The organism is Stenotrophomonas sp. 71799_Sma (assembly GCF_056482505.1).
Window position 1 is genome coordinate 350,031 of sequence record NZ_CM151202.1, and the last position, 24,970, is coordinate 375,000.

A 24,970-nucleotide genomic window follows, 5' to 3' on the forward strand; every position below is an offset into this window, starting at 1 on the left:
TTTCATTCACTTCGGCAGACTCACTGTGCCTTGATCGCCATCGCCTGCAGGCCGGTGCCATCCAGCTTCTGCTTGGCTTCAGACAGTTCACCTGCACTGCCATACGGTCCCATGCGCACGCGGTACACGGTCTTGCCGTTGATCTGCGCCGATTCGACGCGTGCCGCCAGGCCCATCATCGCCAGCTTGGCCTTGGTCGCTTCGGCATCGCCGGAGGCACCGAACGCACCCGCCTGCAGGATGTAGCGGGCATTGTCGGCGGCAGCCGGTGCCGCAGCGGCGGGGGTAGTGGCCGCGGTCGGCGCGGTTTCCGCACGCGCTGCCGGAGTGGCGGCGGCGGTGCTGGTCGACGCCGTCGGCGTGCTGGCCGGAGGCGTTGCCGCAGCCGGTCGTTCGCTCAGCGGTGCCGGCAGCGGACGGCTGGTGGCGGTCACCGGCGCGGTGCTGGCCACGCTGGCGGTTGCCGTCGGTGCGGGCGCGGTAGCCGCTGGCGGCGGAACCGGCTTGCCTTCCAGTGCCGCCTGCGCGCGCTGCGCTTCAGCCTTGGCCCGGCGCTGGTCTTCAGCACGCGCGCTGGCAGCCAGCTCGGCGTCGGACATTTCAACTTCCTTGCCCGGCAGCAGGGTGTAGAAGTCGTACTGGGTGGCGGCCGGCTTTTCCGGTTCGGCCGGCTTCGGCGTGGCCGGCTGCGCGGCCGGCTGGGTGCCGACATCGCTGTCGGCATCTGCGACCGGGGCCGGCTGCGCGTTCGGGTTCGGCTGCGGACCGGCGCGCAGGAAGCCATCGCCTTCGCCCTTGAACAGGTTCGGCGCCGCCAGGAACACCACGGCCGCAATCGCCACGCCAGCGACCAGCCACACCCATCCGGGTGTGCCCTGGCTGCTGCTGTTGCGTCGTGCCTGGTTTTTGCCGCGTCGTGCTGCCATGTGTACTGCGTCTCCTGATGCTTACATTTTTTCCGGGGCGCTGACGCCCAGGAGTTCGAGGCCGTTGGCCAGCACCTGGCGCGCGGCGCAGGCCAGGGTCAGCTTGGCGTTGCGATCCGCAGCGTCTTCCACCAGCACCGGCGTCCCGTGATACCACGTGTGGAACGCGTGCGCCAATTCACGCAGGTACTGCGCCACCAGATGCGGTTCCAGCGCCACGCCGGCCGCCTCCACCACTTCCGGGTACCGCGAGATCTCGTTCATCAGCAGCAGCGAGGCGTCGTCGGCCAGGCGGCCGAGGTTGGCCAGGCCATTGCCCTGTTCGTACACCAGGCCCTTCTCCTGTGCCTGGCGCAGCAGGCTGCAGACGCGGGCGTGCGCGTACTGCACGTAGAACACCGGGTTGTCGTTGCTCTGCTGGCGGGCCAGGTCGATGTCGAAGGTCAGCTGCGAATCGGGCTTGCGCGCGATCAGGAACCAGCGGGTGGCATCGCGGCCGGCTTCCTCGATCAGGTCGCGCAGGGTGAAGTAGCTGCCGGCACGCTTGGACAGCTTCACTTCCTCGCCGCCACGCATGACGGTGACCATCTGGTGCAGCACGTACTCCGGCCAGCCCTGCGGGATGCCCACTTCCATCGCCTGCAGGCCGGCGCGCACGCGTGCCAGCGAACCATGGTGATCGGCGCCGAGCTCGGTGATCGCGCGCTCGTAGCCGCGCTGCCACTTGGACAGGTGGTAGGCCACGTCCGGCACGAAGTAGGTGAAGGTGCCGTCGGACTTGCGCATCACGCGGTCCTTGTCGTCACCGAAGTCGGTGCTGCGCAGCCACAGCGCGCCACCTTCTTCATAGGTATGACCCGACGCCTGCAGCTTGGCCACCGCTTCGGCCACCTTGCCATCGGCGTACAGCGAGCTTTCCAGGAAGTAGATGTCGAAGTCGACGCCGAACGCGGCCAGGTCCAGATTCTGCTCGTTGCGCAGGTAGGCCACGGCGAAGCGGCGGATCGCCTGCATGTCGTCCGGGTCCTTGGCGCCGACCACGGTGCTGCCTTCCAGATCGACGCTGGCGCCGGCCATGTAGGCGCGGGCGACGTCGGCGATGTACTCACCGCGGTAGCCACCTTCCGGCCAGCCATCCTGGTCCGGCGCGATGCCCTTGATCCGCGCCTGGGTGGACAGCGCCAGGTTCTCGATCTGCACGCCGGCGTCGTTGTAGTAGAACTCACGCTTGGCGTTCCAGCCGTTGGCGTCGAGCACACGCGCCACGCAGTCGCCGATCGCCGCCGCGCGGCCATGGCCGACATGCAGGGGGCCGGTCGGGTTGGCCGACACGTACTCCACGCCCACCGTGCGGCCATTGCCGGACAGGTTGCGGCCGTAGTCGTGGGCTTCCTTGATGACCGACGCGGCTTCACGCTGGTACGCGGCCGGCGCCAGGTGGAAATTGATGAAGCCGGGGCCGGCGATCTCGACCTTGCTGACGTCCTCGCTGCGCGGCAGTGCCTCGACCAGCGCCTGTGCCAGTGCGCGCGGATTGCTGCGCGCGGCCTTGGCCAGCAGCATCGCGGCATTGGTGGCGAAGTCGCCGTGGTCACGGGTCTTCGGGCGCTCGACCACGAAGTCCGGCGGCAGGGAGTCGGCGGGCAGGGTGCCATTGGCGCGCAAGGCTTCGATGCCTTGGCTGATCAGGGCGCGGAGGAGATTTTTCACGAGGCCTGCTGTGAGAATGAGCGGCGGAATCGCCCATTTTAGCGCAGATACCAGCGGCCACGCTGACCGAAACCTGCCTGTGGGGGCGACCGATGGCGCCTGGAGGGCGGGCGCTCAGCCGAACAGGCGGGGCTGGGGCGGCGACAGCAGGCCTCGTTCAGCAAACGAAACGGGGCGGCCCTCACCGACCACGAAGTGGTCCAGCAGGCGCACGTCCACCATCGCCAGTGCCTGCTGCAGTTCGTCGGTGATGCGGGTATCGGCGCTGGAGGGTTCCGGGTCGCCGGAAGGGTGGTTGTGGCTGAGGATCACCGCCGCCGCGTTGTGCAGCAGGGCGCGCCGCACCACTTCGCGTGGGTAGACCGGTGCGGCGTTGATGGTGCCGTGGAACAGCTCCTCGCAGGCGATCAGGCGGTGCCGGTTGTCCAGGAACAGGGCCATGAAGATCTCCCGGGCCTGCCCCCGCAGGCGGTGCTGCAGATAGCGGCCGACCGCGGCCGGGTTGTTGCCGACCGCTTCGCCGTGTTCCAGCTCGGCAGCCAGGTAGCGGTGGGCCAGTTCCAGCCCGGCAGCCAGCGTACAGCTGCGCGCCGGGCCGAGCCCGGGCAGGCGGGCCAGGTCACGCGCGGGGCGGTCCAGCAGCACCCGCAACGGGCCGTGCGCCTGCAGCAGGTCGCGCGCGGTCTGCACGGCATCGCGGCCACCGAACCCGGAGCCGAGAAACAGGGCCAGCAGTTCGGCGTCGGAAAGTGCCGTGGGCCCGCGCGCGATCAGCTTCTCGCGGGGGCGTTCCTGTTCGGGCCAGTCATGGATGGGCATGCCTGCATCATCGCCAGCCTGCGTGACGGCTCCCATCGGTGCATACCGCAGCACCGGGTCGGACGATGCCTCACCCGCGTCGGGTCTGCAGATAGTCGAACAGTTCCTGGTTGTTCTGCAGGCCCAGCTTGCGCTTGGCTTCGGCCTTCTGCCGGCTGATGGTCTTCGGGCTGCGCCCGCAACGCTCGGCGACGGCATTCACGCTGAGCCCGGCCGCCAGCAGATCCAGCACTTCCTGTTCGCGTGCCGACAGCGGCGACGGTTCGCGTGGAAACAGCAGGTCGCGCGCCTGCAGGTGGTGGCGCAGCTGCTGGGAGACGAAGACCTGCCCGGCCAGTGCGGCGTTCAGTGCCTGCGGCAGTTCGGCGAAATCGGCGCATTTGTCGACCAGCCCACTGATGCCCTCGCGCAGCAGTCCGTCCAGCAGCCCGGGATGGCGGGCGCCGGTCAGCACCACCACCGGCAGCCCGGGGTGACGCACGCGCAGCGCGTCGATCAGCTCTGGACCGTCCGGGCCGTTACCCGGCATGGACAGGTCGGTCAACACCGCATCGCAGTCGTGGTGGTCCACCAGCTCCAGCAGCTGGGCGCCGTCACGTGCACTGCCGACGATGTCCATCAGCTGGGTCTGCAGCACGATACGGATGCCATGCAGGACCACGGGATGGTCGTCGGCAATGATGATGCGTGGATGCACGAGGCTCCTCGAAGGTCGAACAGGCCACGGCAGACGGCAGCCAATGCCTGATTCTGCAAAAGCGCAGACCCGTAGAGGTATAGGAAAGGTCCGAAACCGATGCCCGGCTAACCCAGGGTCAGGCGCAGCGCGCTCCATCTACTGATAGCTGTCCGCTATGTGCACCCTGCACCGGGACATTACCGACCATCGGGTAAGCTAGCGCCCTCGTTTGCACAGGAATTCCAGGTGGCTGACTCCCCCAACGCTTCCCCCGCGCAGGCCCGCGCGCTGGAAGGTCAGAAACTGCTGTTGTGCGTCGGAGGCGGGATCGCGGCCTACAAGGCCCTGGAACTGGTGCGGCGCCTGCGCGACGCCGGTGCCCAGGTGCAGGTGGCGATGACCGCCGGTGCCCAGCAGTTCGTCACTCCGCTCAGTTTCCAGGCCCTGTCCGGGCAGCCCACCCGCACCACGCTGTGGGACAGCGCCGCCGAACAGGCCATGGGCCACATCGAGCTGGCGCGCTGGGCCGACCGCATCGTGGTTGCCCCGGGAACCGCCGATCTGCTGGCCCGGCTGGCCCAGGGCCATGCCGATGACCTGGTCAGCACGCTGTGCCTGGCCAGTACCGCGCCGTTGACGATCTGCCCGGCGATGAACCATCGCATGTGGCTGCACCCGGCCACCCAGGCCAACATCGCCCTGCTGCGCCAGCGCGGCGCGCAGGTGATCGGCCCGGTCGACGGCCCGCTGGCCGAAGGCGAGTCCGGTCCGGGGCGTCTGGCCGAACCGGGCGACATCGTGGCCGCGCTGGCCGCCAATGGCAGCAGCGCCGCGGCCGTTGCCGCGCCGGAAACCCGCGCGCTGCAGGGCCTGCGCCTGCTGATCAGCGCCGGCCCGACCTATGAAGACATCGATCCGGTGCGCTATGTCGGCAACCGCAGCAGCGGCAAGATGGGCTTTGCCCTGGCCGCGGCCGCCGCCGCGATGGGCGCACAGGTGGTGCTGGTCAGCGGCCCGGTACAGCTGCCGACGCCGCTCGGCGTGCAGCGCGTCGACGTGCGCTCGGCTGCGCAGATGCGCGATGCCGTGCTGAAGTCGCTGCCGGCCGACATCTATATCGGTGCCGCTGCAGTGTCCGACTACACGCCGCGCCAGGTCGCGCCGCAGAAGCTGAAGAAGACCGCCGACAGCCAGTCGCTGGTGATCGAGCTGGTGCGCACGCCGGACATCCTTGCCGAGGTGGCTGCGCAGACCCAGTCGCTGAAGCTGGTGGTCGGCTTTGCCGCCGAAACCCACGACGTGGAGAAATACGCGCGTGGCAAGCTGGTCGACAAGCGCCTGGACCTGGTGATCGCCAATCAGGTCGGCATCAGCGGCGGCGGTTTCGAGAGCGACAACAATGCGGCCACTGCCTTCTGGCAGGACGGTGAACAGGTATTCCCGGCCACCTCCAAGCGCGAGCTGGCCGAACAACTGCTGGCGCTGATCGCGCGGAGACTCCAGGCATGACCCAGGCATCCACTTCCCAACCGCTGCAGGTCAAGCTGCTCGATCCGCGCTTCGGCGACAGCTGGCCGCTGCCGGCCTACGCCACCGAGGCCAGCGCCGGCATGGACCTGCGCGCGGCGCTGGATACCGCGCTGACCCTGCAGCCGGGCGACACCGCGCTGGTTCCCAGCGGCCTGGCCATCCACATCGCCGATCCGAACCTGTGCGCGGTGATCCTGCCGCGCTCGGGGCTGGGCCATCGCCACGGCATCGTGCTCGGCAATGGCACCGGCCTGATCGACGCCGATTACCAGGGCCCGCTGCTGATCAGCGTCTGGAACCGTGGTCGCGAGGCCTTCACCATCGAGCCGGGCGATCGCATCGCGCAGCTGGTGGTCGTGCCGATTGCCCGCGTCAGCCTGCAGGTGGTGGATACTTTCACCGACAGCGTGCGGGGAACGGGTGGATTCGGCCATACCGGGGTGCGTTGACAGGGGACATCGATGAGCGGCATCGGGGAAGGACAGCGGGGACGGTCGTTGGGACGCAGTGCGCCACTACTGGGGGTGCTGCTGATCCTGCTGGCCGGCTGGTTCGGATGGAGCGCAGTGCAGCAATGGCGCCAGGAGGCCAACGGCCAGGCGCTGGAAGCTGCTCGTGACCAGGCCGTGCAGGGCCTGCAGGAGGCCGCTGCCGGCCAGCTGAAGCAGCTGCAGCAGCAGCTGAAGAACGAGCGCGTGCAGCAGGCGCTGCAGGCCGGTGATGCCGCTGCGGCGGCACTCGCGGTCCGCGAGAGCTGGACCGGCGTCGAGCACGCCGAGGTACTGACCGCCGATCTGGCCAACGCCTACGCCGACCCGGCCGCCTTTGGCTATGCCCGATTGGCGCTGCTGGAAGCGGCATTGGCCGAAGGCAAGCCCAGCCTGCGCGTGGTCCGCGATGGCGGTGGCAATCGCCTGGGCCTGGCAGCGCCGGTTCAACTGGGCAGTCTCGGCCCGGCGGTGCTCTACGTGCGCCAGCCATTGCTGCGGCTGACCTCGCCGCTGGACCAGGTGAGTGCGCCATCGGCCGGTTTCCTTGGCCTGCGCCAGGGCGCGCATGACCTCGTCGCCCAGGGCGATGCCGGCCTGGCCGAAAGCGCCGAAGCATTGGCGCGGCCGATTTCGGGGACGCCGTTGCGGCTGGTGGCCGCGGTACCCAATGTCGAACCTGGTCCGCTGGGCCTGGGTTCGCTGGCCAGCGCCATCGTTGCGCTGCTGCTGGCGTTCATCGCCGTGCTGCTGGTGGTGGGGCGCGGCCGCCTGCCGAAGTCGCTGCCGCTGCCGCGTCGGGCGACCGTGGCGGAAGCCGATCATGGCCCGACCCTGAGCGAGAGCCTGCAGATGGCGCCGCCGCCGGTGGCCGAGGCCAGCACAACTGAAAGTGCACCGCCGCCCCCGCCACCGGTTCCGGCCGAGGAACTGGCGGCCGGTATCTTCCGCGCCTACGACATCCGCGGCGTGGTTGGCAGTGAACTGACGCCGAAAACGGCGGCGCTGATCGGCCAGGCCATCGGCACCGTGGCCCTGGAGCAGGGCCTGCGCGAGGTGGTGATCGGCCGCGACGGCCGCCTGTCCGGCCCGGAACTGGCCGCAGGGTTGGCCGAGGGCCTGAGGCGCGCCGGTTGCGCGGTGATCGACATCGGCCTGGCACCGACCCCGGTCGTGTACTACGCCGCCTTCCATCTGCGTACCGGCACCTGCGTGGCGGTCACCGGCAGCCATAACCCGCCCGAGTACAACGGTTTCAAGGTGGTCATCGGCGGCGAGACGTTGTCCGGTGATGCCATCACCGATCTGTACCAGCGCATCGTCGAAGGCCGCCTGGTACAGGCCGCCGAGCCGGGCGATTACCAGCAGCGCGATGTCAGTGCCGACTACATCCAGCGCATTGCCGACGACGTGCAGCTGGACCGCCCGTTGAAGGTCGTGGCCGATGCCGGCAACGGCGTGGCCGGCGCGCTCGCGCCGCAGCTGCTGGAAGCGATCGGTGCGGAAGTCATCCCGCTGTACTGCGATGTCGACGGTACCTTCCCCAACCATCATCCCGACCCCAGCGAGCCGGCCAACCTGGAAGACCTGGTGCAGACGGTGAAGCGCTTCGGTGCCGATCTCGGCGTCGCCTTCGATGGCGACGGTGACCGCCTGGGCGTGGTCACCGGCGAAGGAAAGATCATCTATGCCGACCGCCTGCTGATGCTGTTCGCCGCCGACGTGCTGATGCGCAATCCGGGCGCGATGGTGATCTACGACGTGAAGTGCACCGGCAAGCTGTCCGACCACGTGCTGCGCAATGGTGGCAGCCCGCTGATGGGGAAGACCGGGCATTCGCTGATGAAGGCGAAGATGCGCGAGACCGATGCTGAGCTGGCTGGCGAGATGAGCGGCCACTTCTTCTTCAAGGAGCGCTGGTTCGGTTTCGACGATGGCCTGTATGCGGCTGCGCGCCTGCTGGAGATCCTGGCCCAGCGCGAGGAGACTCCGGACGAGGTACTGGCAGAGCTGCCGGAGATGGTGGCCACGCCGGAACTGAAGGTGCCGGTGGCCGACGGTACGCCGCACGCGCTGGTGGCGATGCTGGTGGCGGCGGCGCAGTCGCCGGACAACCCGTATGTGGGCGGTCGGTTGTCGACCATCGATGGCCTGCGCGTGGACTTCCCCGATGGCTGGGGCCTGGTGCGCGCCTCCAACACCACGCCGGTGCTGGTGCTGCGCTTCGAGGGCAATGACGAGGCGGCGCTGGAACGCATCCAGGCGCTGTTCCGCAGCCAGCTGCAGCCGGTGCTGGGCGAAACCCCGCTGGGGTTCTGAGGTGGGGCCGGGCTGCGCCCGGCGCCCGCCGAAGCAACGGCAGCAGCAACATCAACATCAACATCAAAAGCGAGCTATCCGCGGGATGGCGGGGCGGTGTCGGAGTGCGGGGACGCCGCAAGTACGTCCCTGTAGGCTTGGCAGCCTGACACCCCGCACTCCGACACCGCCCCACCCCTGACAATTTCCGCGATCTGTCGGAACGGCATGGACCGCTGTTGGTAGGTGTCGACCTTGGTCGACACAGTAGATCCACGCCATGCGTGGATGCTCTTCCGGATTCGCTTTGGTGGGTGCCGACCGTTGGTCGGCACACCCTCACCCCTTGAACCGCAGCCCGACGCCCGGTTCGGTGAACAGGTAGCGCGAATCCAGCGCTGAATCGCCCAGCTTGTGCCGCAGCTTGCCGACCAGGATGCGCAGGTAATGGGTGTCGTGCTGGTGGGTCGGGCCCCAGATCTCCTGCAGGATCTGTGGCTGGGTCACCACCCGCCCGGCGTTGCGCAGCAGCAGCGACAGCAGCGCGTACTCCTTGCGGGTCAACGCTACCGGCTCGCCATCCAGCGCCACTTCACGGCGGACCAGGTCCACATGCAGGTGGCCATCGTCGAATACCGGTGGCGTGCCATCACTGGGTACGCTGCGCGTGCGCAGCAGCGCCCGCACCCGCGCCATCAGCTCCTGCGTGCCGAACGGCTTGGTCACGTAGTCATTCGCGCCGGTATCCAGCGCACGCACCTTCTCCGCCTCGCCGGCACGCACGGTCAGCATGATCACCGGCACCTGGCTCCACTGCCGCAGTTGTTCCAGCACCTCGTGGCCTTCCATGTCCGGCAGGCCGATATCCAGGATCACAAGATCCATGTCCTCGCTGGCGGCCAGCTGCAGGCCTTCCTGGCCGGTGGCGGCCTGCCGCACCTGGTAGCCCTGCGCGCGCAGGCTGATGTCCAGGAACCGGCGGATCTGGGTTTCATCATCGATCACCAGCACGCGCGCGGCCGGCACGCTGGCATCAATCGGGGTCGGGCTCATCGTGGGAGGCTGGCTTGAGCAGGGGCAGGGTGATGCGGATCAGGGTACCGCGACCGTCGCGTCCGGGCAGCGCCTGCACGCTGCCGCCATGCGCGCCGATCATGCCCTGGCAGATGGTCAGGCCCAGGCCGGTGCCATGGCGGCCACGGTCGCCACGTTCAACGCTGTAGAACATGTCGAAGATGCGCGCACGCTCGTCGTCGGGAATGCCGGGGCCGGCATCGATCACGTCGATGCGCAGCTGGCCGTCCAGTTCACGCGCCTGCACCTGCACGGCAGCATCCGGCGGTGAGAACTTGGCCGCGTTTTCCATCACGTTGAACACCGCCTGTTCGACCAGCGCCGGGTGTACCCAGATCGGCGCCAGCGTGGCCGGAATGTCCAGCTCCAGCCGCACCTTCGGCTGGTAGCGCTGCAGGCGCCGTGCGGCCGAGCCGATCAGTTCGTCCACGCCGATCCAGTCGCGGTTGATCTTCAATCCCTCGTGGCCGAGGCGGGTCATGTCCAGCAGGTTCTGGATGTAGCGGTCCAGCCGTTCGCCCTCGACCAGGATGGTGTCGAGCAGGGCACGGCGATCGGCCGTATCCATTGCCGCACCATAGCTGGCCAGGCTGTCGGCCGAGCCGATCATCGCCGCCAGTGGCGAGCGCAGGTCGTGCGACACCGAAGAGAGCAGCGCCGAGCGCAACCGCTCGGTCTCGTTGCTGACGTGCGCCTGCTCCAGTTCCGCCACCAGCCGCGTGCGCAGCGCGGCCTGCGCGATGTCATCGACCATTGCTTCGGCCAGCTGCCGTTGTTCGGGCAGCAGGCGCGCCTGTGCGCCGGGCAGGTACAGGCCGGCCACGCCGATCGCGCGGTCCTCGCCATCCAATAACGGCAGGAACCACCACTGCGCACCGGCCAGGGTATCGGTGAAGCGCCCACTGGGCTGGCCATGGCGCAGCGCCCAGTCGGCGGCGGCCAGGTCGGTGTCGCCGGGCTGGCTGCGGCCACCGGTTGCGGTATCGGCGCCGATCCGTAGCCAGGCTGGAACGTCCATGGCCTGTTCCAGTGCATGCCGACCCGCCTGCGCCACCTCGCCGTTGCCGGCCGCGCTGGCCAGCTGCCGTCCCAGCTGCTGGCGCGCACGCGCATGTCGATTCGCCGCACGCAGCGCGATCACCTGCATGCGCAGGCGCGAGGCCAGGCGTCCGGCCACCAGCGCGGCGGCCAGGAACAGGAACACGGTGATCACGCCCTGGCGCGCGCCGATGGCGAAGGTGAAGCGGGGTGCGATGAACAGGAAGTTGTAGGCGAGGAAACACAGGATCGCCGCCATCACCGCCACGCTGGCGCGCGTGCGCGCGGCCACCACTACCACCGCCACGATGAACACCATCGACAGGTCGGCCATGCCCACCCAGCGTTCGGCCAGCCATGCCACCGCACAGGCCAACGCGGTGGCGATCAGTGCCTGCGCCGGTTCGTAGCTGATGCCGCGCACCGGCGGCAGCAGGCCCTCGCGGCGCGAGCGCGCACGTGCCTGCGGCGTGCTGATGATGGTGATCTCGTAATGCGCGCCGCGCTGGATCAGCTGCTGGGTCAGGGTGCGGTTGAACATCCGCGCCAGCGGTCGCTCGCGGGTGCGGCCCAGTACCAGGGTCGACACGCCGTTATGTGCGGCATGGTCAAGCAGGGCATCGGCGATGCTCGATCCGTGCAGCAGTTCGGCGTCGCCGCCCAGCCGACGTGCCAGTGCGAAGGCCGCATCGATTTCGCGTCGGGTCGCGTCATCCTGGCGCCGGCCCTGCACGGTCACCACCGTCCACGGCGCATCGCGGCGTTCGGCGATGCGACGCGCCACCCGCACCAGGTATTCGCTCTGACCGCCGCCATCAATGGCCACCAGCACGCCGCGACGCAGCGGCAGGTTGCTCTCGCCGCGTGCAGCGCGTGCTTCGCGCAGGCTGCTGTCGACGCGGTCGGCCGCTTCCTGCATCGCCAGTTCACGCAGCGCGGTCAGGTTGGCCGGCGAGAAGAATGCCTGCAGGGCCTGTGCGGCCTGTTCGGGCACATAGACCTTGCCCTGCTGCAGGCGCGCGATCAGTTCGCGCGGCGGCAGGTCGACCAGCACGATGTCGTGCAGGCGGTCGAGCACGCCGTCCGGCACGGTCTCGCTGACGCGCACGCCGGTGATCCGCATCACCACGTCGTTGAGGCTTTCCAGATGCTGGATGTTGACCGTGGTCCAGACGTCGATGCCGGCGTCCAGCAGCTCCATCACATCCTGCCAGCGCCGCTCATGGCGGCTGCCGGGCGCATTGCGATGGGCCAGTTCGTCCACCAGCACCAGCGCCGGATGCCGTGCCAGCACGGCATCCAGGTCCATCTCCTGCAGGGTGTGGCCGTGGTAGGCCACTGCCTTCAGCGGCAGCTGTGGCAGGCCCTCCAGCAGCGCCTGGGTATCGGCGCGGCCGTGGGTTTCCACCAGGCCCACCACCAGGTCGACACCGCGGCGCAGCTGTTCCTGTGCGCGGGTCAGCATGGTGTAGGTCTTGCCCACGCCCGGCGCCGCACCGAGGAACACGGTCAGCTTGCCGCCGGCTTCGCGTTGCAGGCCTTCGACCAGGGCATCGGCCTGGCGGGTACGCGCATCAGTCATGGGTGCCATTGTGCGCGCAGCCGGTGCAGGCCGGCATCACGGTGCCTTGGCCGCGGCCGCGTGGTCCAGCGCGAAGTTCAGCGTCACCACGTTCACCCGCGGCTGGCCGAACAGGCCCCACTGGCGCCCTTCGGTATGCGCCTGCACCAGTGCCTGCACGCGCTTCACCGGCAGGCCGCGGGCACGTGCCACGCGTGCCACCTGCAGGCGCGCCGCCGCCGGCGACAGCTGCGGATCCAGGCCGCCGGCGGACTGGGTGACCAGGTCCGCTGGCACCTGCGCCGGGGCGACACCTTCGCGCGCGGCCACTGTAGCCGTGCTGGCGGCAACACGCTCGGCCAGGGCCGGGTTGCTGCGCGCCATGTTGGAACCGGCCGCGGCCATGGGGTCGTAGTTGGCTGCCGACGGACGTGCCTGGAAGTAGCCGTCACCGGTGAACGGCTGCGACAACCATGCCGAGCCGCGTACCTGGCCGTTGCCATCGCGCAGCAGGCTGCCCTCGGCCTGGGTCGGGTAGGCCAGGCCGGCAAAACCGGTGGCGATACCGGCGTAGACCGCACCGGCCAGCAGCAGGGTGGCCAGGCCCAGGCCGATCGCCGGGCGCCAGCTGGCGCCGTCCTGCAGGCTGGCCACGCGGGCCTCGGCTTTTGCTTCGCGGGACAGGGAGGTGGAGGTGGAAGCGGAACGGTTCATGCGCCGAATACCAGGACAAGAAGGAGGTCAATTACCTTGATCGCTGCGAACGGCAGCAGCACGCCGCCGAGGCCGTACACCAGCATGTTCCGGCGCAGCAGTGCGGTTGCAGTGGCCGGGCGGAAGCGCACGCCACGCAGGGCGAGCGGGATCAGGGCGGGAATCACCAGGGCGTTGAAGATCAGCGCTGCCAGCACCGCATTGCGCGGGCTCGACAGCTGCATCACGTTCAAGGCGGCCATGGTCGGAACGGCCGCGGCGAACAGCGCCGGCAGGATCGCGAAGTACTTGGAGACGTCGTTGGCCAGCGAGAAGGTGGTCAGCGCGCCGCGGGTGATCAGCTGCTGCTTGCCTACTTCCACCACCGCCAGCAGCTTGGCCGGGTCCGAATCGAGGTCGACCATGTTGCCGGCCTCCTTCGCCGCCTGCGTACCGGAGTTCATCGCCAGACCGATGTCTGCCTGGGCCAGCGCCGGCGCGTCATTGGTGCCATCGCCGACCATCGCCACCAGGCGGCCGCCGGCCTGCTCCTGGCGGATGCGTGCCAGCTTGTCCTCCGGGCGAGCCTCGGCGATGTAGTCGTCGACGCCGGCTTCGGCGGCGATTGCGGCGGCGGTCAGCGGGTTGTCGCCGGTGATCATCACCGTGCGGATACCCATCGCCCGCAGCTGCGCGAACTTCTCGCGCATGCCGTGCTTGACCACGTCCGACAGCTCGATCACGCCCAGCACGTGGCGGCCCTCGGCCACCACCAGCGGGGTGGCACCGTTGCGTGCGACCTGCTCGACGCGCCCGGCCAGTTCCGCCGGCACGTTGCCGCCCAGCGCCTGCACGTGGGCACGGATCGCATCGGCGGCACCCTTGCGGATCTGCCGCCCGTGTTCCAGGTCCACGCCGGACATGCGGGTCTGCGCACTGAACGCCAGGTACTCGGCGTGGTGCGGTTCGGCGGTAGCGCAGCCCTGTTCGCGCGCCAGGCGCACGATCGACTTGCCTTCCGGGGTCGGGTCGGCCAGCGAGGACAGCAGTGCGGCCTCGCGCAGCTGGCTGGCATCGATGCCGGCCAGCGGATGGAAGTGGCTGGCCTGACGGTCGCCGTAGGTGATGGTGCCGGTCTTGTCCAGCAGCAGCACGTCGACGTCGCCGGCCACCTCCACTGCCTTGCCCGACTTGGCCAGCACGTTGGCGGCCAGCGCACGGTTCATGCCGGCGATGCCGATGGCCGGCAGCAGGCCGCCGATGGTGGTCGGGATCAGGCACACCAGCAGCGCGATCAACAGCAGCGGATCGACCTGCACGCCTACGGCCGCGCCGATCGCCGGCAGCGTCGCCACCACCACCAGGAAGGTCAGTGTCATCGCCGCCAGCAGCAGGGTCAGCGCGATCTCGTTGGGGGTCTTCTGGCGGTTGGCACCTTCCACCAGCGCGATCATCCGGTCCAGGAAGCTGTGGCCCGGCTCGGCGGTCACCCGCACGATGATCTGGTCGGACAGCACCTTGGTGCCGCCGATCACGCCGGAACGGTCGGTACCGGCCTCGCGCAACACCGGTGCCGATTCGCCGGTCACCGCCGCTTCGTTGATGGTGGCCAGGCCCTGCACGATCTCGCCATCGGCCGGCACCAGCTCACCGGCACTGACGATCACGTGGTCGCCCGGGCGCAGCTCGGCGGCCGGCACCTGGGTTTCGGCGGCGCCTGGCTGCGGCGCCGCCAGCCGGCGTGCCACCAGGTCCTGGCGGGCACGCCGCAGCGACGCGGCCTGGCCACGGCCACGCGCTTCCGCTACGGCTTCGGCGAAGTTGCCGAACAGCACGGTCACCAGCAGGATCGCGGTCACCGCCAGGCCGAAGCCCAGCGGCGCGTTGCCGGTCAGGGTGACGATCGCGGCGACGATCGTGCCGGCCATCACCACCGCCATCACGGGGCTGCGCACCAGATGCATCGGCGACAGCTTGAGAACCGCTTCGACCAGCGCACGGCGCAGGCCGGCGCCATCCAGCAGGGCAGGGCGCGCTGCATGGGTACTACGGGTTGAACTTGCTTGGGTACTCATCAGGGTGTCCTTAGTGCAGTCCCAGGCTCAGGTGGTCGGCGATCGGGCCGAGTACCAGCGCCGGCATGAACTGCAGCACGGTCAGGATGACGATCACCGAGACCAGGGTCAGGGCGAAGGTCGGGGTTTCGATCTGCAGGCTGCCGGCAGACTCCGGGGCCTGGCGCTTGGCAGCCAGCTGTGTGGCCACCACCAGCGGAATGATCAGCAGCGGGAAGCGGCCCAGCAGCAGTACCAGCGAGCAGCTCAGGTTCCACCACAGCGTGGCGTCGCCCAGCCCTTCGAAGCCCGAGCCGTTGTTGGCGTAGGCCGAGACGTACTCGTAGAAGACCTGGCTGATGCCATGGAAGCCGGGGTTGGAGGTGCCCGCCAGGCCGGGCACGGCCAGGGTGATCGCAGTGAACACCAGCAGGGTGATCGGCTGCAGCAGCACCAGCAGGGCCAGCAGGCGCACCTGTGGCGTCTCCAGCTTGCGGCCGAACAGTTCCGGCGTACGCCCGGTCATCAACCCGGCCAGGAATACACCCAGCAGCAGGTACACGATGAACTGCTGCAGGCCACAGCCGATGCCGCCCCAGATCGCGCTGACCAGCATGTTGACCATCGCGATGCCGCCACTCAGCGGCGCCAGCGAATCGTGCATGCCGTCGACCGAGCCATTGGAGACCTGGGTAGTCACTGCCGCCCACAGCGCGGTGCCATCGGCGCCGAAGCGCACTTCCTTGCCTTCCATCAGCAGCGGCGTGGCGGCGCTGGCGCTATGTCCTTCGCTCCACATCATCGCGCCGGTGGAAAGCAGCGACATGCCCAGCATGCAGCTGAACACCAGGGCGCCGAAGCGACGTCGGCCGGTGAACGCACCGATCATGAAGATCACTGCCATCGGCACCAACAGGATGCCGACGATTTCCAGCGCGTTCGACAGCGGGGTCGGGTTCTCCAGCGGGAAGCTGCTGTTCGGGCCGTACCAGCCGCCACCGTTGGCGCCCAGCTGCTTGGCCGCGACCATCGCCGCGACCGGGCCCAGCGGCAGCTTCTGTTCGGCCATGCCGGCGCTGGCGTCGATCGGCGTGGCCTGCGGCCCACCGGTCATCGTCGACGGCACGCCCTGGCTGGTCAGCAGCAGGGTCCACACCAGGCACAGCGGCAACAGGAAGCGCACGCACAGGCGCACCACGTCCACGTAGTAGTTGCCCACCGCCACCTGGCGGTCATCACCGGCACCATTGGCCGCTGCGGCCTGCGGCGAACGCGCGAACAACGCGCGCAGTGTGGCCACCGCCAGTGCCAGGCCCATCATCGGCGTGACCACCTGCAGGCCGGTGATGCCGGTCATCTGCGAGAGATAGGACAGCTGCGCCTGACCCGAATAGTGCTGCTGGTTGGTGTTGGTCAGGAACGAGATCATCGTGTGCAGCGCGGTGTCCCAGCGCATGTTCGGGATCTGGTCCGGATTCAGCGGCAACCAGGCCTGGGTCATGAACACCGCCTGGGTCAACACAGCAACCACCACGTTGCTCAGCACGAAGGCCAGCACGTAGCCGCGCCAGGACATCGAGCGCGACGGATCGACCCCGAACACCCTGTACAGCGGTTTCTCGATCCAGTGGAACAGCACGTCGACCTTCATCGGCGTGCCACGCATCACGCGGGCCAGGTACAGGCCCAGCGGCCACGCTAGCAGCAGGCTGGCGGCAATAATCACAAGCATCTCAGTCATGGCCGGCTCCGCTCAGAACGACTCGGGCCGCAGCACGACATAAAGGAGATAGGCGGCGGCGACCAGCACCAGCACGCCACACAACAACGACAGCCAGGGGGACATTGCAATAGCGTCCTGGTGGAACCCCTCCACCTCAGGCCGTCATCGTCGTCCTGCCGCCCATAAACGCACTACGCGCCGGACCGGGCCGACGCGTAAAGAGTGCATAAATTCCGTGGGCCAATCCGTAACCAGGCCCTGGGTAGCGCCGGGCCATGCCCGGCGGTAGGAGCGTGGTCAGCCCGCCGGAGCCTGGCTCGCCGGCACCAGCCCCTTCAGCTCGCGATAGCGCTGCAGGGTGCTGTCGATCTCGGCCTTCAACGCCTGCTGCTGCTGCAGGAACCCGGCTTGCAGCCGTTGCTGCGACTGCAGTTGCACGTGCCGCTGGCGGATCGCCTTGGCCTGCTTGTCGGCCACCTTGCCACCGGCCAGTTCGCGGTCACCTGCGGCCGCCAGCAGCGCCACCAGCGACTCACGCAGGCTGGTGACGTTGTACTCGGCGGTCTTCAGGTTGTTGTCCAGCACTTCCTGGCGCTCGGCGAACACCCGGCGCAGGTCGTCCTCGCTGCCATAGGTGGTCAGCATCGCCTGCTCGGTGCGCTGGCGGGTCTGCGCGGCCATCAGGTCCAGCTGCTGCTGCGCCGCCTCCGTGCTGGCGGCGGCGCGCTCTTCGTCGGTCAACGCGCGCTGGACCTGCGCATTGCGCAGGCCGCTCTTCGCGTTGAACTCCTCGCGGGCATGGTTGACCGCGTCGGCCGGCAGCGAATCACTGCAGATCCGCTCCTTGCCCTCGTTCCAGCAGTACAGCTTCTTTTCCGTCTTGCCGCTGTCGCGCGACTGCGCCAGTACGGTGAACGGCACGGCCAGCAGCAGGCCGGCAAAGAGCACAGCAGGAACTCGGGACATGACCTTTCCCCTGGGTCGGTCAGCGGATCGAACGGACGCCGTACTGGGCCCGGTAGGCTTCCAGCGGCTGCCGGTAACCCACAAGTTCCGGGTTGCCGGAGGCGAAATCAAGCAGGTCGGCCAGCGACGCCACGGCGATCACCGGAATGCCGGCCTCTTCGGCCACCGACTGTGCCGCCGAACGGCGATCGGTTTCCGAAGCGATCTCCTGGCGGTCCAGTGCCACCACGATGCCGGCCGGGGTGCCACCGGCGGCGCGGATGATGCCCAGCGCTTCGCGGATCGCGGTACCCGCAGTGATCACGTCATCGACGATCAGCACGCGCTTGCCGTTCATGTCGGCGCCGATCAGCTGGCCGCCTTCACCGTGGTCCTTGGCTTCCTTGCGGTTGAACGACAGCGGCAGGTCACGGCCACGCTGGGCCAGCTCGCAGGCCATCGCGGTGGCCAGCGGAATGCCCTTGTAGGCGGGGCCGAACACCACGTCGTACTTGATCCCGGTGGCATCGATGGCATCGGCGTAGCAGGCGCCGAGCTGCGACAGCAGCGAACCGGAGTCGAAACGACCGGCGTTGAAGAAATAGGGGCTCAGCCGGCCGGACTTGAGGGTGAACTGGCCGAAGCGCAGGGCGTCGGCGGTCAGGGCCAGCTGCAGGAAACGGTGGCGGTGGTCGCTCATCAAAACTCGATTCATCTTCATTTGGAGCACAAATCCTAATCCAGCTGGGCGTTTCGCGCTCGTCCGGGGCCCTGTGAAGGGTGTCGCGGCCCGGCCTGGCGGACTGCGCAGCCCCGCGGGCAACCGGTATGCTTGCCCGGTTTCCCGCCGCAGGTCCCCCGCATGCGCATCATCAGTTTCAACGCCAATGGCATCCGCTCCGCCGCGACCAAGGGCTTCCTCGACTGGTTCCGGTCCCAGGACGCCGACGTCCTGTGCATCCAGGAGACCAAGGCCCAGGAAGACCAGCTGACCGACCCGATGTTCCGCCCGGACGGCCACCACTGCTTCTACCGCGACGCCATCACCAAGAAGGGCTACAGCGGTGTGGCGATCTACAGCAAGCGCGAGCCGGACCAGGTGATCACCTCGCTCGGCTGGGCCCCGTTCGACGACGAAGGCCGCTACATCGAGGCGCGCTACGGCAACCTCAGCGTGGTCTCCTTCTATATCCCGTCGGGCAGCTCGGGCGACCTGCGCCAGGGCTTCAAGTTCGAAGTGATGGAATGGCTGCGGCCGATCCTCGAGGAATGGGCGCGCAGCGGCCGCGACTACGTGCTGTGTGGCGACTGGAACATCGTGCGTTCGGCGCTGGACATCAAGAACTGGAAGTCCAACCAGAAGAACTCCGGCTGCCTGCCGGAAGAGCGTGACTGGCTCAACGCCCTGTGCGCCGACCACGGCCAGGCCACCGATGTCGCCGCCGGCCGTGGCTGGGCTGACGCCTACCGCCTGCTCAACCCCACCGGCGAGGACTACACCTGGTGGAGCAACCGTGGCGCGGCCCGTGCCAACAATGTCGGTTGGCGCATCGACTACCAGTTCATCACCCCGGGCCTGCGTGACCGCCTGCGCAGCTGCTCGATCTACCGCGACGAGCGCTTCTCCGACCACGCGCCGTTCATCGTGGACTACGACCTGTGACCGAGGCGGCCACGCCGGTCAGCTACAAGGGCTGGGCAGGAATCAAGCGTGCCTTCGGTACCCCGTCGGCGCTGACCATGGCCATGCTTGGCTTCGGTAGCGGCCTGCCGTTCCTGCTGATCGCTTCGCAGACCCTGTCCACGCGCCTGCGCGACGTCGGCCTGGACCTGGGCAGCATCGGCCTGATCAGCCTGGCCAGCTTCTTCTACCTGCTCAAGTTCCTGTGGGCACCGTTGCTGGACCGCTATGCGTTCCCGTTGCTGGGCGGGCTTGGACGCCGCCGCTCATGGTTGCTGGTATCGCAGGTCGTTGTGCTGGTGGCCCTGGTTGCGTTGGCCTTCGTGCGGCCCGAGCAAGGGGTCTGGTCGTTGGTGATGTGGGTACTGGTGGCCTCCTTCGCCGGTGCCACCCAGGATTCCGCGGTCGATGCCTATCGCATCGAGATCGCGCCGCAGTCTGCGCAGGCCGCGCTGGCCGCAACCTATACGCTGGGTTACCGGATCGGCCTGATTCTGGCCGGCGCTGGTGCGCTGTACCTGGCTCAGTTCGAAGGTTGGATCGTCGCCTACCTGGCGATGGCCGCGCTGATGCTGCTGCCGATCGTCACCACCCTGCTGTGTGCCGAACCAGAGCGCCCGGCCACCGCGGTGCAGCGCCGCATCGACATTGCCGAAGCCTTCGTCCAACCCATTTCCAGCTTCTTTACCCGCAATGGTGTGGCACTGGCGCTGGCGCTGCTCGCATTTGTCGGGTTCTTCAAGTTCCCCGATCAGGTCATTGGTGTGATGGCCGGTCCGTTCTATCTTGATTCGGGGTTTGACAAGGCCGACATCGCCACCGTCTCCAAGCTGTTCGGCGTGTGGATGGGAATCGGCGGTGCTTTCCTGGGCGGTATCGCAGTGGCCGCGTTCGGCTTCCGCCGCATGCTGCTGGTGGCCGCACTGGGCGTGGCGCTGTCCAACCTGGCCTTCCTGCTGATGGCGCACAACCCAGGCAAGCTGTGGGCATTCTATGCCGCGCTCAGTGCCGACAACCTGTTCCAGGGCTTTGCCGGCACCGTGCTGGTGGCCTTCATGTCGTCGCTGACCGACCGCAACTTCACCGCAACCCAGTACGCGCTGCTGGTCTCGCTGGCCAACCTGCCCGGCAAGTTCGTCGGCGGTGTCTCCGGCTACATCGTCGAAGCCACGTCCTACAGCACGTTCTTCATTCTCAGCTCGGTCACCGTGGTGCCGACCCTGCTGCTGCTGGCCTGGCTGTGGCCGCGCATCGCCGACCGCGGGCCACCGCCGGTCGCCTGATTGCCTGCCCGCCCGGTCTGCGGGATCATCGCCCCCGACGCGCCGAGGGGGCGGTGCCTTGCGAACGGGGAAGTGAGCATGGCCGACGTTGTGCTGCGGGACCTGGACCCGCTGCTGCTGGAACGTATCCGACGTGTCGCGGTTGCCCGCGGCTGGACCCACGAACAGACCTGCGCCGCCTTGCTGGAGCAGGGCCTGTTCAGCAGTGAACTGGAGGTCCGCTCCGGCTTCGGCGATCCCGAAGTGAACGCGCTCTCCGACGCCATCGCCGCCCTGCAGGCCCTGCCCGCAGGGCAGGGCTTCGATTAGCGCCCTTGTAGCGTCGAGCTCCGCTCGACTGCCGTTCCCGGTAGATCCACGCCATGCGTGGATGGCACCACCTCACGCCAGGTGGATTGCACCCAGGATCCGCGGCCCCGTCGCCCCGGTCACGCTCGGCAGGTTGCCGGCCAGCCCGTCCATCGTCCGCTGCGCCAGCCAGGCGAAGCCCATCGCTTCCACGTACTCCGGGTCCAGCCCATGCACCGCGCTGGACTCCACCTGCACCCCCGGCAGCCGTGCAGCCAGCCGCTTCATCAGCTGCCGGTTGCGCACCCCGCCGCCGCAGACCAGCAGGCGCCGGGTCTGCGGCTGCTGCGCCAGCAGCGCATCGGCCACCGTTGCCACGGTCAGCTCCAGCAGGGTGGCCTGCACATCGGCGGCAGCGTACTGGCCTTCGCCCATGTGGGCCTCGGCCCAGGCCAGGTGGAACTGTTCGCGGCCGGTGCTCTTCGGCGGCGGCAGCGCGAACCACGGCTCCGAACGCCAACCCGCCAGCAGGCTCTCGTCCACCGCGCCACTGGCGGCATACGCGCCGTCGGCATCAAAGGTGCGGCCGGTGTGGCGCTGGCACCAGGCATCCATCAGCGCGTTGGCCGGGCCGGTATCGAAGCCACGCACCGCGCCTTCGCGCGGGATCAGGGTCAGGTTGGCGATCCCGCCCAGGTTGAGCACGGCGCGGTCTTCATCAGCCGTGCCCAGCATGCCGAGGTGGAAGGCCGGCATCAGCGGCGCACCATGGCCTCCGGCTGCCACGTCGCGGCGGCGGAAATCACACACCGTGGTGATCCCGGTCAGCTCGGCGATGCGGTTGCCGTCGCCCAGCTGTACGGTGAAGGCCGGATTGGCCAGCGGGCGATGGCGCACGGTCTGGCCGTGCGAGCCGATCGCGCGGACCTGGCTGCGGTCCACACCGGCCTCGGCCAGCAGTTGATTGGCGGCTTCAGCGAAGCTGATCGCGATCCGCGCGTCCAGTTCGCCCAGCTCCTCCAGCGAGTCCAGCGGGCCCCCTTCGCCCAGTGCCACCAGCCGCGCCCGCAGCACCGGCTCCCAGCGGGCGGTCAGGCCATGCACGAAGCGGCAGCCAGCGCCGCTGGGGAACTGCACCAGCGCGGCATCGATGCCATCGGCGCTGGTGCCCGACATCAGGCCAAGGTACAGGGGGGCGTCAGCGTCGACAGTTGTGTTCATGGCAGGCATAAAAAAAGGACGCGGCAAGCTTGGGCTGCCGCGTCCTTCTTCGTCAACGCAGGGGCTCAGCCGCGCTTGCGGCCGGTTGCCTGTTTGTCCTTGGCGCTGGCAACCTCGGGGGCGGCCTCGTCGCGGCTGGTCGGTGCCGGGCTGGCGTCGGCGTAGATCAGCTTCTCCATGCCCTGGATGCGCGCCATCGCCGGTGCGGTCTGCGCGCGGAAGGCGACCAGCTCGGCGCCCTTCAGCGGCTCCGGCGGCGGCATGGTCACGGTCAGCGGGTTGCGGTGCTCGCCGTTGACGCGGAATTCGTAGTGCAGGTGCGGGCCGGTCGCCAGGCCGGTCGAGCCGACATAGCCGATCACCGTGCCCTGGGCCACACGCTGGCCGGTCTTGATGTTCGCAAAGCGCGACATGTGGCCGTACAGGGTGGTGTGGCCGCGGCCGTGGTCGAGGATCACCACGTTGCCGTAGCCGCGCTGCACCCCGGCGAACTGCACGCGGGCGTCGCCGGCGGCCATGATCGGGGTGCCGGTGCGCGCGGCGTAGTCCACGCCCTTGTGCATGCGCATCTTGCCCAGCACCGGGTGCTTGCGCGCGCCAAAGGTCGAGCTCAGCCGTGCGAACGGGATCGGCATGCGGATGAAGCTCTTCTTCAGCGAACGGCCGTTGATGTCGTAGTACTCGGACTTGCCGTTGCGGTCGAAGCGGAAGCCGGAATAGGTCTTGCCACCGGTGGTGAAGGTCGCCGCCAGGATCTTGCTGGTGTCCACCTTCTCGCCTTCGCGCCAGGTTTCATCCATCACCACGCTGAAGCGGTCGCCCGGCTGCAGGTCCTTCGAGAAGTCGATGTCGTACTTGAAGATGTCGTCGGTCATCGTCGCGATCGCCGACGGCGACAGCCCGGCGCGGCGGGCCGCGGCATACAGCGAGCTGGTGATCTCGCCGCTGGTGACCACCGTGCGCGTGGAGGTCTCGCGTTTGGTCACCTTCTCCTTGATGTCATCGCCGGCCAGGCTCAGTTCCACCCGGTTGTCGGCATCGCGGTCGAAGCGGATGCTGCGCAGGTCACCGGACAGCGGCATGTCGAAGGCGATCTCGGCACCCGGGCGCAGCTTGGTCAGGGCCTCGCGCGCGCCCGGGTGGTCCAGTACCCGGTGCAGGGTGGTGGCCGGAATGCCGGCCTTGTCGAACAGGTCGCTCAGGGTCTGGCCGCGCTGCACCCGCAGCACCTGCCAGCTGTCTCCGGGCACCTGCTGCTGGCGGGCCATGGTCAGCGGCGGCAACGGCAGCGCCAGGCTGGTGTGGCTGTCGGCGAAGGGCGCGTCGATGGTGTGCGAGAAACCCGGGACGATGGTCGCCACCAGGGCGCCGATCGTCGCGAACAGGCTGGCATGCATCCAATGACGGCGCGTCCAGCGCTCATTGAAGGCGGCGGGAAGATGTTGCCTGAGCTTCCGATGCAGGGCGTTGTCGTGCAGGACGTGGAGGCGTTCCTGGAAGCGCTGCTTGCGTGCGCGCCCTTGTTCGGAATTGTGCATCGGCGGTTCTTTCCTGGCAGCCCGGGAGCGCGGGCCTGATCGCCGGTTACCATAGACACCTGAGAAAACCGCGTCAAACCCTTGTGCCCATTGGCTTTTGTGAAGCCAATCGGGTTAACTTTGCTTTAACACCCCACACAAGAATCGGCGTTGCCGGGAGTAGTCACGTGTCCTCGATTGAAGAAGCCCTTGCCCTGATCGGCCGTGGTGCCGACGAGATCCTCAAGCTCGAGGATCTGCGTGCGCGCCTGCAGGAAGGCCGCCCGCTGCGGATCAAGGCCGGCTTCGACCCCACCGCGCCCGACCTGCACCTGGGCCATACGGTGCTGCTGAACAAGATGCGCCAGTTCCAGGACCTCGGCCACCAGGTCATTTTCCTGATCGGCGACTTCACCGGCATGATCGGCGACCCGTCCGGCAAGAGCCTGACCCGCAAGCCGCTCAGCCGCGAGGACGTGCTGGCCAACGCCCGTACCTATGAGGAGCAGGTGTTCAAGGTGCTGGACCGCAGCCGTACCGAAGTCCGCTTCAACTCGGAGTGGTTCGGCAAGATGGGCGCGGCCGACATGATCCGCCTGGCCGGCCAGCACACCGTGGCGCGCATGCTGGAGCGCGACGACTTCGCCAAGCGCTATGCCGCCCAGCAGTCCATCGCCATCCACGAGTTCCTGTACCCGCTGGTGCAGGGTTACGACTCGGTGGCCCTGGAAGCCGACGTCGAACTCGGCGGCACCGACCAGAAGTTCAACCTGCTGATGGGCCGCGGCCTGCAGGAGCACCACGGCCAGAAGCCGCAGGTGGTGCTGACCATGCCGCTGCTGGAAGGCCTGGACGGCGTCAACAAGATGTCCAAGTCGCTGGGCAACTACATTGGTATCAGCGAGCCGGCCATCGACATCGTCACCAAGACCATGAAGGTGGACGACACCCTGATGTGGCGCTGGATCGAGCTGCTGTCCTTCGACATCAGCCAGGCCGAAGCCGTACAGCTGCGCGAGCAGGTGGCCAATGGCGGCCTGAACCCGCGCGTGGTCAAGCTGCGCCTGGCGCGTGAACTGGCGACCCGCTTCCATGACGCCGCAGCGGCCGAACAGGCGGTTGCCGGTTGGGAAGCGGCGGTGACCGGGCAGGGCGACATCACCCAGCTGCCGCTGCAGGACGTGGCGATCCCGGCCGAAGGCCTGCGCATCGCCGCGCTGCTGACCGCGGCCGGCCTGACCCCGAGCAACTCCGAAGCCAACCGCAAGCTCAAGGAGCGCGCGGTGAAGGTGGACGGTGAAGTGGTCGAAGACGGCCAGCAGGTGCTGCAGCCGGGCTTCGAAGGCCTGCTGCAGGTCGGCAAGCGCACCTTCGCCCGCGTGCGCCTGGTCGCTGCCTGACACCAGGGAAGGGCCGGCGCAGCCGGCCCTTCCTTTTGTAGA

The 24,970-nt window shown here is 68.3% G+C and carries 21 protein-coding genes; 7 read left to right on the forward strand and 14 right to left on the reverse strand.

Annotation, left to right across the window (positions count from 1 at the left end; all coding sequences use genetic code 11):
• Positions 1-20 precede the first annotated feature (20 nt).
• The 4 genes from ACZK4Z_RS01580 to ACZK4Z_RS01595 form a co-directional block, all read right to left on the reverse strand.
• A complete protein-coding gene (locus tag ACZK4Z_RS01580) occupies positions 21-926 on the reverse strand; it encodes an SPOR domain-containing protein (protein WP_049399052.1) in 906 nt (301 codons plus the stop codon).
• Positions 927-947: 21 nt separating this feature from the next.
• A complete protein-coding gene (argS, locus tag ACZK4Z_RS01585; RefSeq protein WP_012478915.1) occupies positions 948-2,636 on the reverse strand; it encodes an arginine--tRNA ligase in 1,689 nt (562 codons plus the stop codon).
• Positions 2,637-2,750: 114 nt separating this feature from the next.
• On the reverse strand, positions 2,751-3,455 hold the full coding sequence (radC, locus tag ACZK4Z_RS01590) for a RadC family protein (protein ID WP_032130338.1): 705 nt from the start codon (positions 3,453-3,455) through the stop codon (positions 2,751-2,753).
• A gap of 70 nt (positions 3,456-3,525) precedes the next feature.
• Positions 3,526-4,152: a response regulator gene (locus ACZK4Z_RS01595; protein WP_125894866.1), complete on the reverse strand. Its 627-nt coding sequence runs from the start codon at positions 4,150-4,152 to the stop codon at positions 3,526-3,528.
• A 228-nt stretch (positions 4,153-4,380) separates the two neighbouring features.
• Here ACZK4Z_RS01595 and coaBC point away from each other — a divergent pair, with 228 nt between their 5' ends.
• From coaBC to ACZK4Z_RS01610, 3 genes are read left to right on the forward strand one after another with little or no spacing between them, the layout of a single operon-like run.
• A complete protein-coding gene (coaBC, locus tag ACZK4Z_RS01600; RefSeq protein WP_125894864.1) occupies positions 4,381-5,643 on the forward strand; it encodes a bifunctional phosphopantothenoylcysteine decarboxylase/phosphopantothenate--cysteine ligase CoaBC in 1,263 nt (420 codons plus the stop codon).
• Positions 5,640-6,113 (forward strand): dUTP diphosphatase, encoded by a 474-nt coding sequence (gene dut / locus ACZK4Z_RS01605; protein ID WP_057499902.1) that lies wholly within the window; start codon positions 5,640-5,642, stop codon positions 6,111-6,113. The genes coaBC and dut overlap by 4 nt, the downstream gene beginning before the upstream one ends.
• A gap of 12 nt (positions 6,114-6,125) precedes the next feature.
• The gene (locus ACZK4Z_RS01610) at positions 6,126-8,471 is read left to right on the forward strand and encodes a phosphomannomutase/phosphoglucomutase (protein WP_478451138.1); all 2,346 of its coding nucleotides are present in this window, start codon (positions 6,126-6,128) and stop codon (positions 8,469-8,471) included.
• A gap of 318 nt (positions 8,472-8,789) precedes the next feature.
• Here the strand turns inward: ACZK4Z_RS01610 and ACZK4Z_RS01615 are convergent, their stop codons facing one another.
• The 8 genes from ACZK4Z_RS01615 to pyrE all read right to left on the reverse strand — a co-directional run bounded on the left by ACZK4Z_RS01615 (position 8,790) and on the right by pyrE (position 18,238).
• Entirely contained in the window at positions 8,790-9,503 is a 714-nt protein-coding gene (locus ACZK4Z_RS01615; protein ID WP_004153862.1) for a response regulator transcription factor, read from the reverse strand.
• Positions 9,484-12,144 (reverse strand): sensor histidine kinase, encoded by a 2,661-nt coding sequence (locus ACZK4Z_RS01620; RefSeq protein ID WP_180838587.1) that lies wholly within the window; start codon positions 12,142-12,144, stop codon positions 9,484-9,486. The genes ACZK4Z_RS01615 and ACZK4Z_RS01620 overlap by 20 nt, the downstream gene beginning before the upstream one ends.
• Before the next feature lie 36 nt (positions 12,145-12,180).
• Positions 12,181-12,837 carry a potassium-transporting ATPase subunit KdpC gene (kdpC, locus tag ACZK4Z_RS01625; protein ID WP_293798000.1) on the reverse strand — a complete coding sequence of 219 codons (657 nt, stop codon included), beginning with the start codon at positions 12,835-12,837 and terminating at the stop codon, positions 12,181-12,183.
• Positions 12,834-14,891 carry a potassium-transporting ATPase subunit KdpB gene (gene kdpB, locus ACZK4Z_RS01630; protein ID WP_253146022.1) on the reverse strand — a complete coding sequence of 686 codons (2,058 nt, stop codon included), beginning with the start codon at positions 14,889-14,891 and terminating at the stop codon, positions 12,834-12,836. Before kdpB ends, kdpC begins: the two co-directional genes overlap by 4 nt.
• Positions 14,892-14,901: 10 nt before the next feature.
• Positions 14,902-16,611 carry a potassium-transporting ATPase subunit KdpA gene (kdpA, locus tag ACZK4Z_RS01635; RefSeq protein WP_293797997.1) on the reverse strand — a complete coding sequence of 570 codons (1,710 nt, stop codon included), beginning with the start codon at positions 16,609-16,611 and terminating at the stop codon, positions 14,902-14,904.
• A gap of 12 nt (positions 16,612-16,623) precedes the next feature.
• A complete protein-coding gene (locus tag ACZK4Z_RS01640) occupies positions 16,624-16,716 on the reverse strand; it encodes a potassium-transporting ATPase subunit F (protein WP_005407770.1) in 93 nt (30 codons plus the stop codon).
• A 174-nt stretch (positions 16,717-16,890) separates the two neighbouring features.
• The gene (locus ACZK4Z_RS01645; RefSeq protein WP_293797989.1) at positions 16,891-17,559 is read right to left on the reverse strand and encodes a hypothetical protein; all 669 of its coding nucleotides are present in this window, start codon (positions 17,557-17,559) and stop codon (positions 16,891-16,893) included.
• A gap of 19 nt (positions 17,560-17,578) precedes the next feature.
• Positions 17,579-18,238, reverse strand: coding sequence for an orotate phosphoribosyltransferase (gene pyrE, locus ACZK4Z_RS01650; protein ID WP_010486876.1), 660 nt, complete (start codon positions 18,236-18,238; stop codon positions 17,579-17,581).
• Positions 18,239-18,400: 162 nt separating this feature from the next.
• Between pyrE and ACZK4Z_RS01655 the strand changes: the two genes are divergently transcribed.
• The 3 genes from ACZK4Z_RS01655 (at position 18,401) to ACZK4Z_RS01665 (ending at position 20,811) form a co-directional block, all read left to right on the forward strand.
• A complete protein-coding gene (locus ACZK4Z_RS01655) occupies positions 18,401-19,201 on the forward strand; it encodes an exodeoxyribonuclease III (RefSeq protein ID WP_032128444.1) in 801 nt (266 codons plus the stop codon).
• Entirely contained in the window at positions 19,198-20,502 is a 1,305-nt protein-coding gene (locus ACZK4Z_RS01660; RefSeq protein WP_293797984.1) for an AmpG family muropeptide MFS transporter, read from the forward strand. The genes ACZK4Z_RS01655 and ACZK4Z_RS01660 overlap by 4 nt, the downstream gene beginning before the upstream one ends.
• Before the next feature lie 78 nt (positions 20,503-20,580).
• Positions 20,581-20,811 (forward strand): hypothetical protein, encoded by a 231-nt coding sequence (locus ACZK4Z_RS01665; RefSeq protein WP_279913194.1) that lies wholly within the window; start codon positions 20,581-20,583, stop codon positions 20,809-20,811.
• Positions 20,812-20,883: 72 nt separating this feature from the next.
• Here ACZK4Z_RS01665 and ACZK4Z_RS01670 read toward each other — a convergent pair whose 3' ends face one another.
• On the reverse strand, positions 20,884-22,011 hold the full coding sequence (locus ACZK4Z_RS01670; protein ID WP_293797980.1) for an anhydro-N-acetylmuramic acid kinase: 1,128 nt from the start codon (positions 22,009-22,011) through the stop codon (positions 20,884-20,886).
• 65 nt (positions 22,012-22,076) lie between these two features.
• Positions 22,077-23,549, reverse strand: coding sequence for a M23 family metallopeptidase (locus ACZK4Z_RS01675; RefSeq protein ID WP_032128447.1), 1,473 nt, complete (start codon positions 23,547-23,549; stop codon positions 22,077-22,079).
• Positions 23,550-23,716: 167 nt separating this feature from the next.
• On the opposite strand from ACZK4Z_RS01675, the gene tyrS reads away from it, so the two are divergent.
• A complete protein-coding gene (tyrS, locus tag ACZK4Z_RS01680; protein WP_106466834.1) occupies positions 23,717-24,928 on the forward strand; it encodes a tyrosine--tRNA ligase in 1,212 nt (403 codons plus the stop codon).
• The last annotated feature ends 42 nt before the right edge of the window (positions 24,929-24,970 follow it).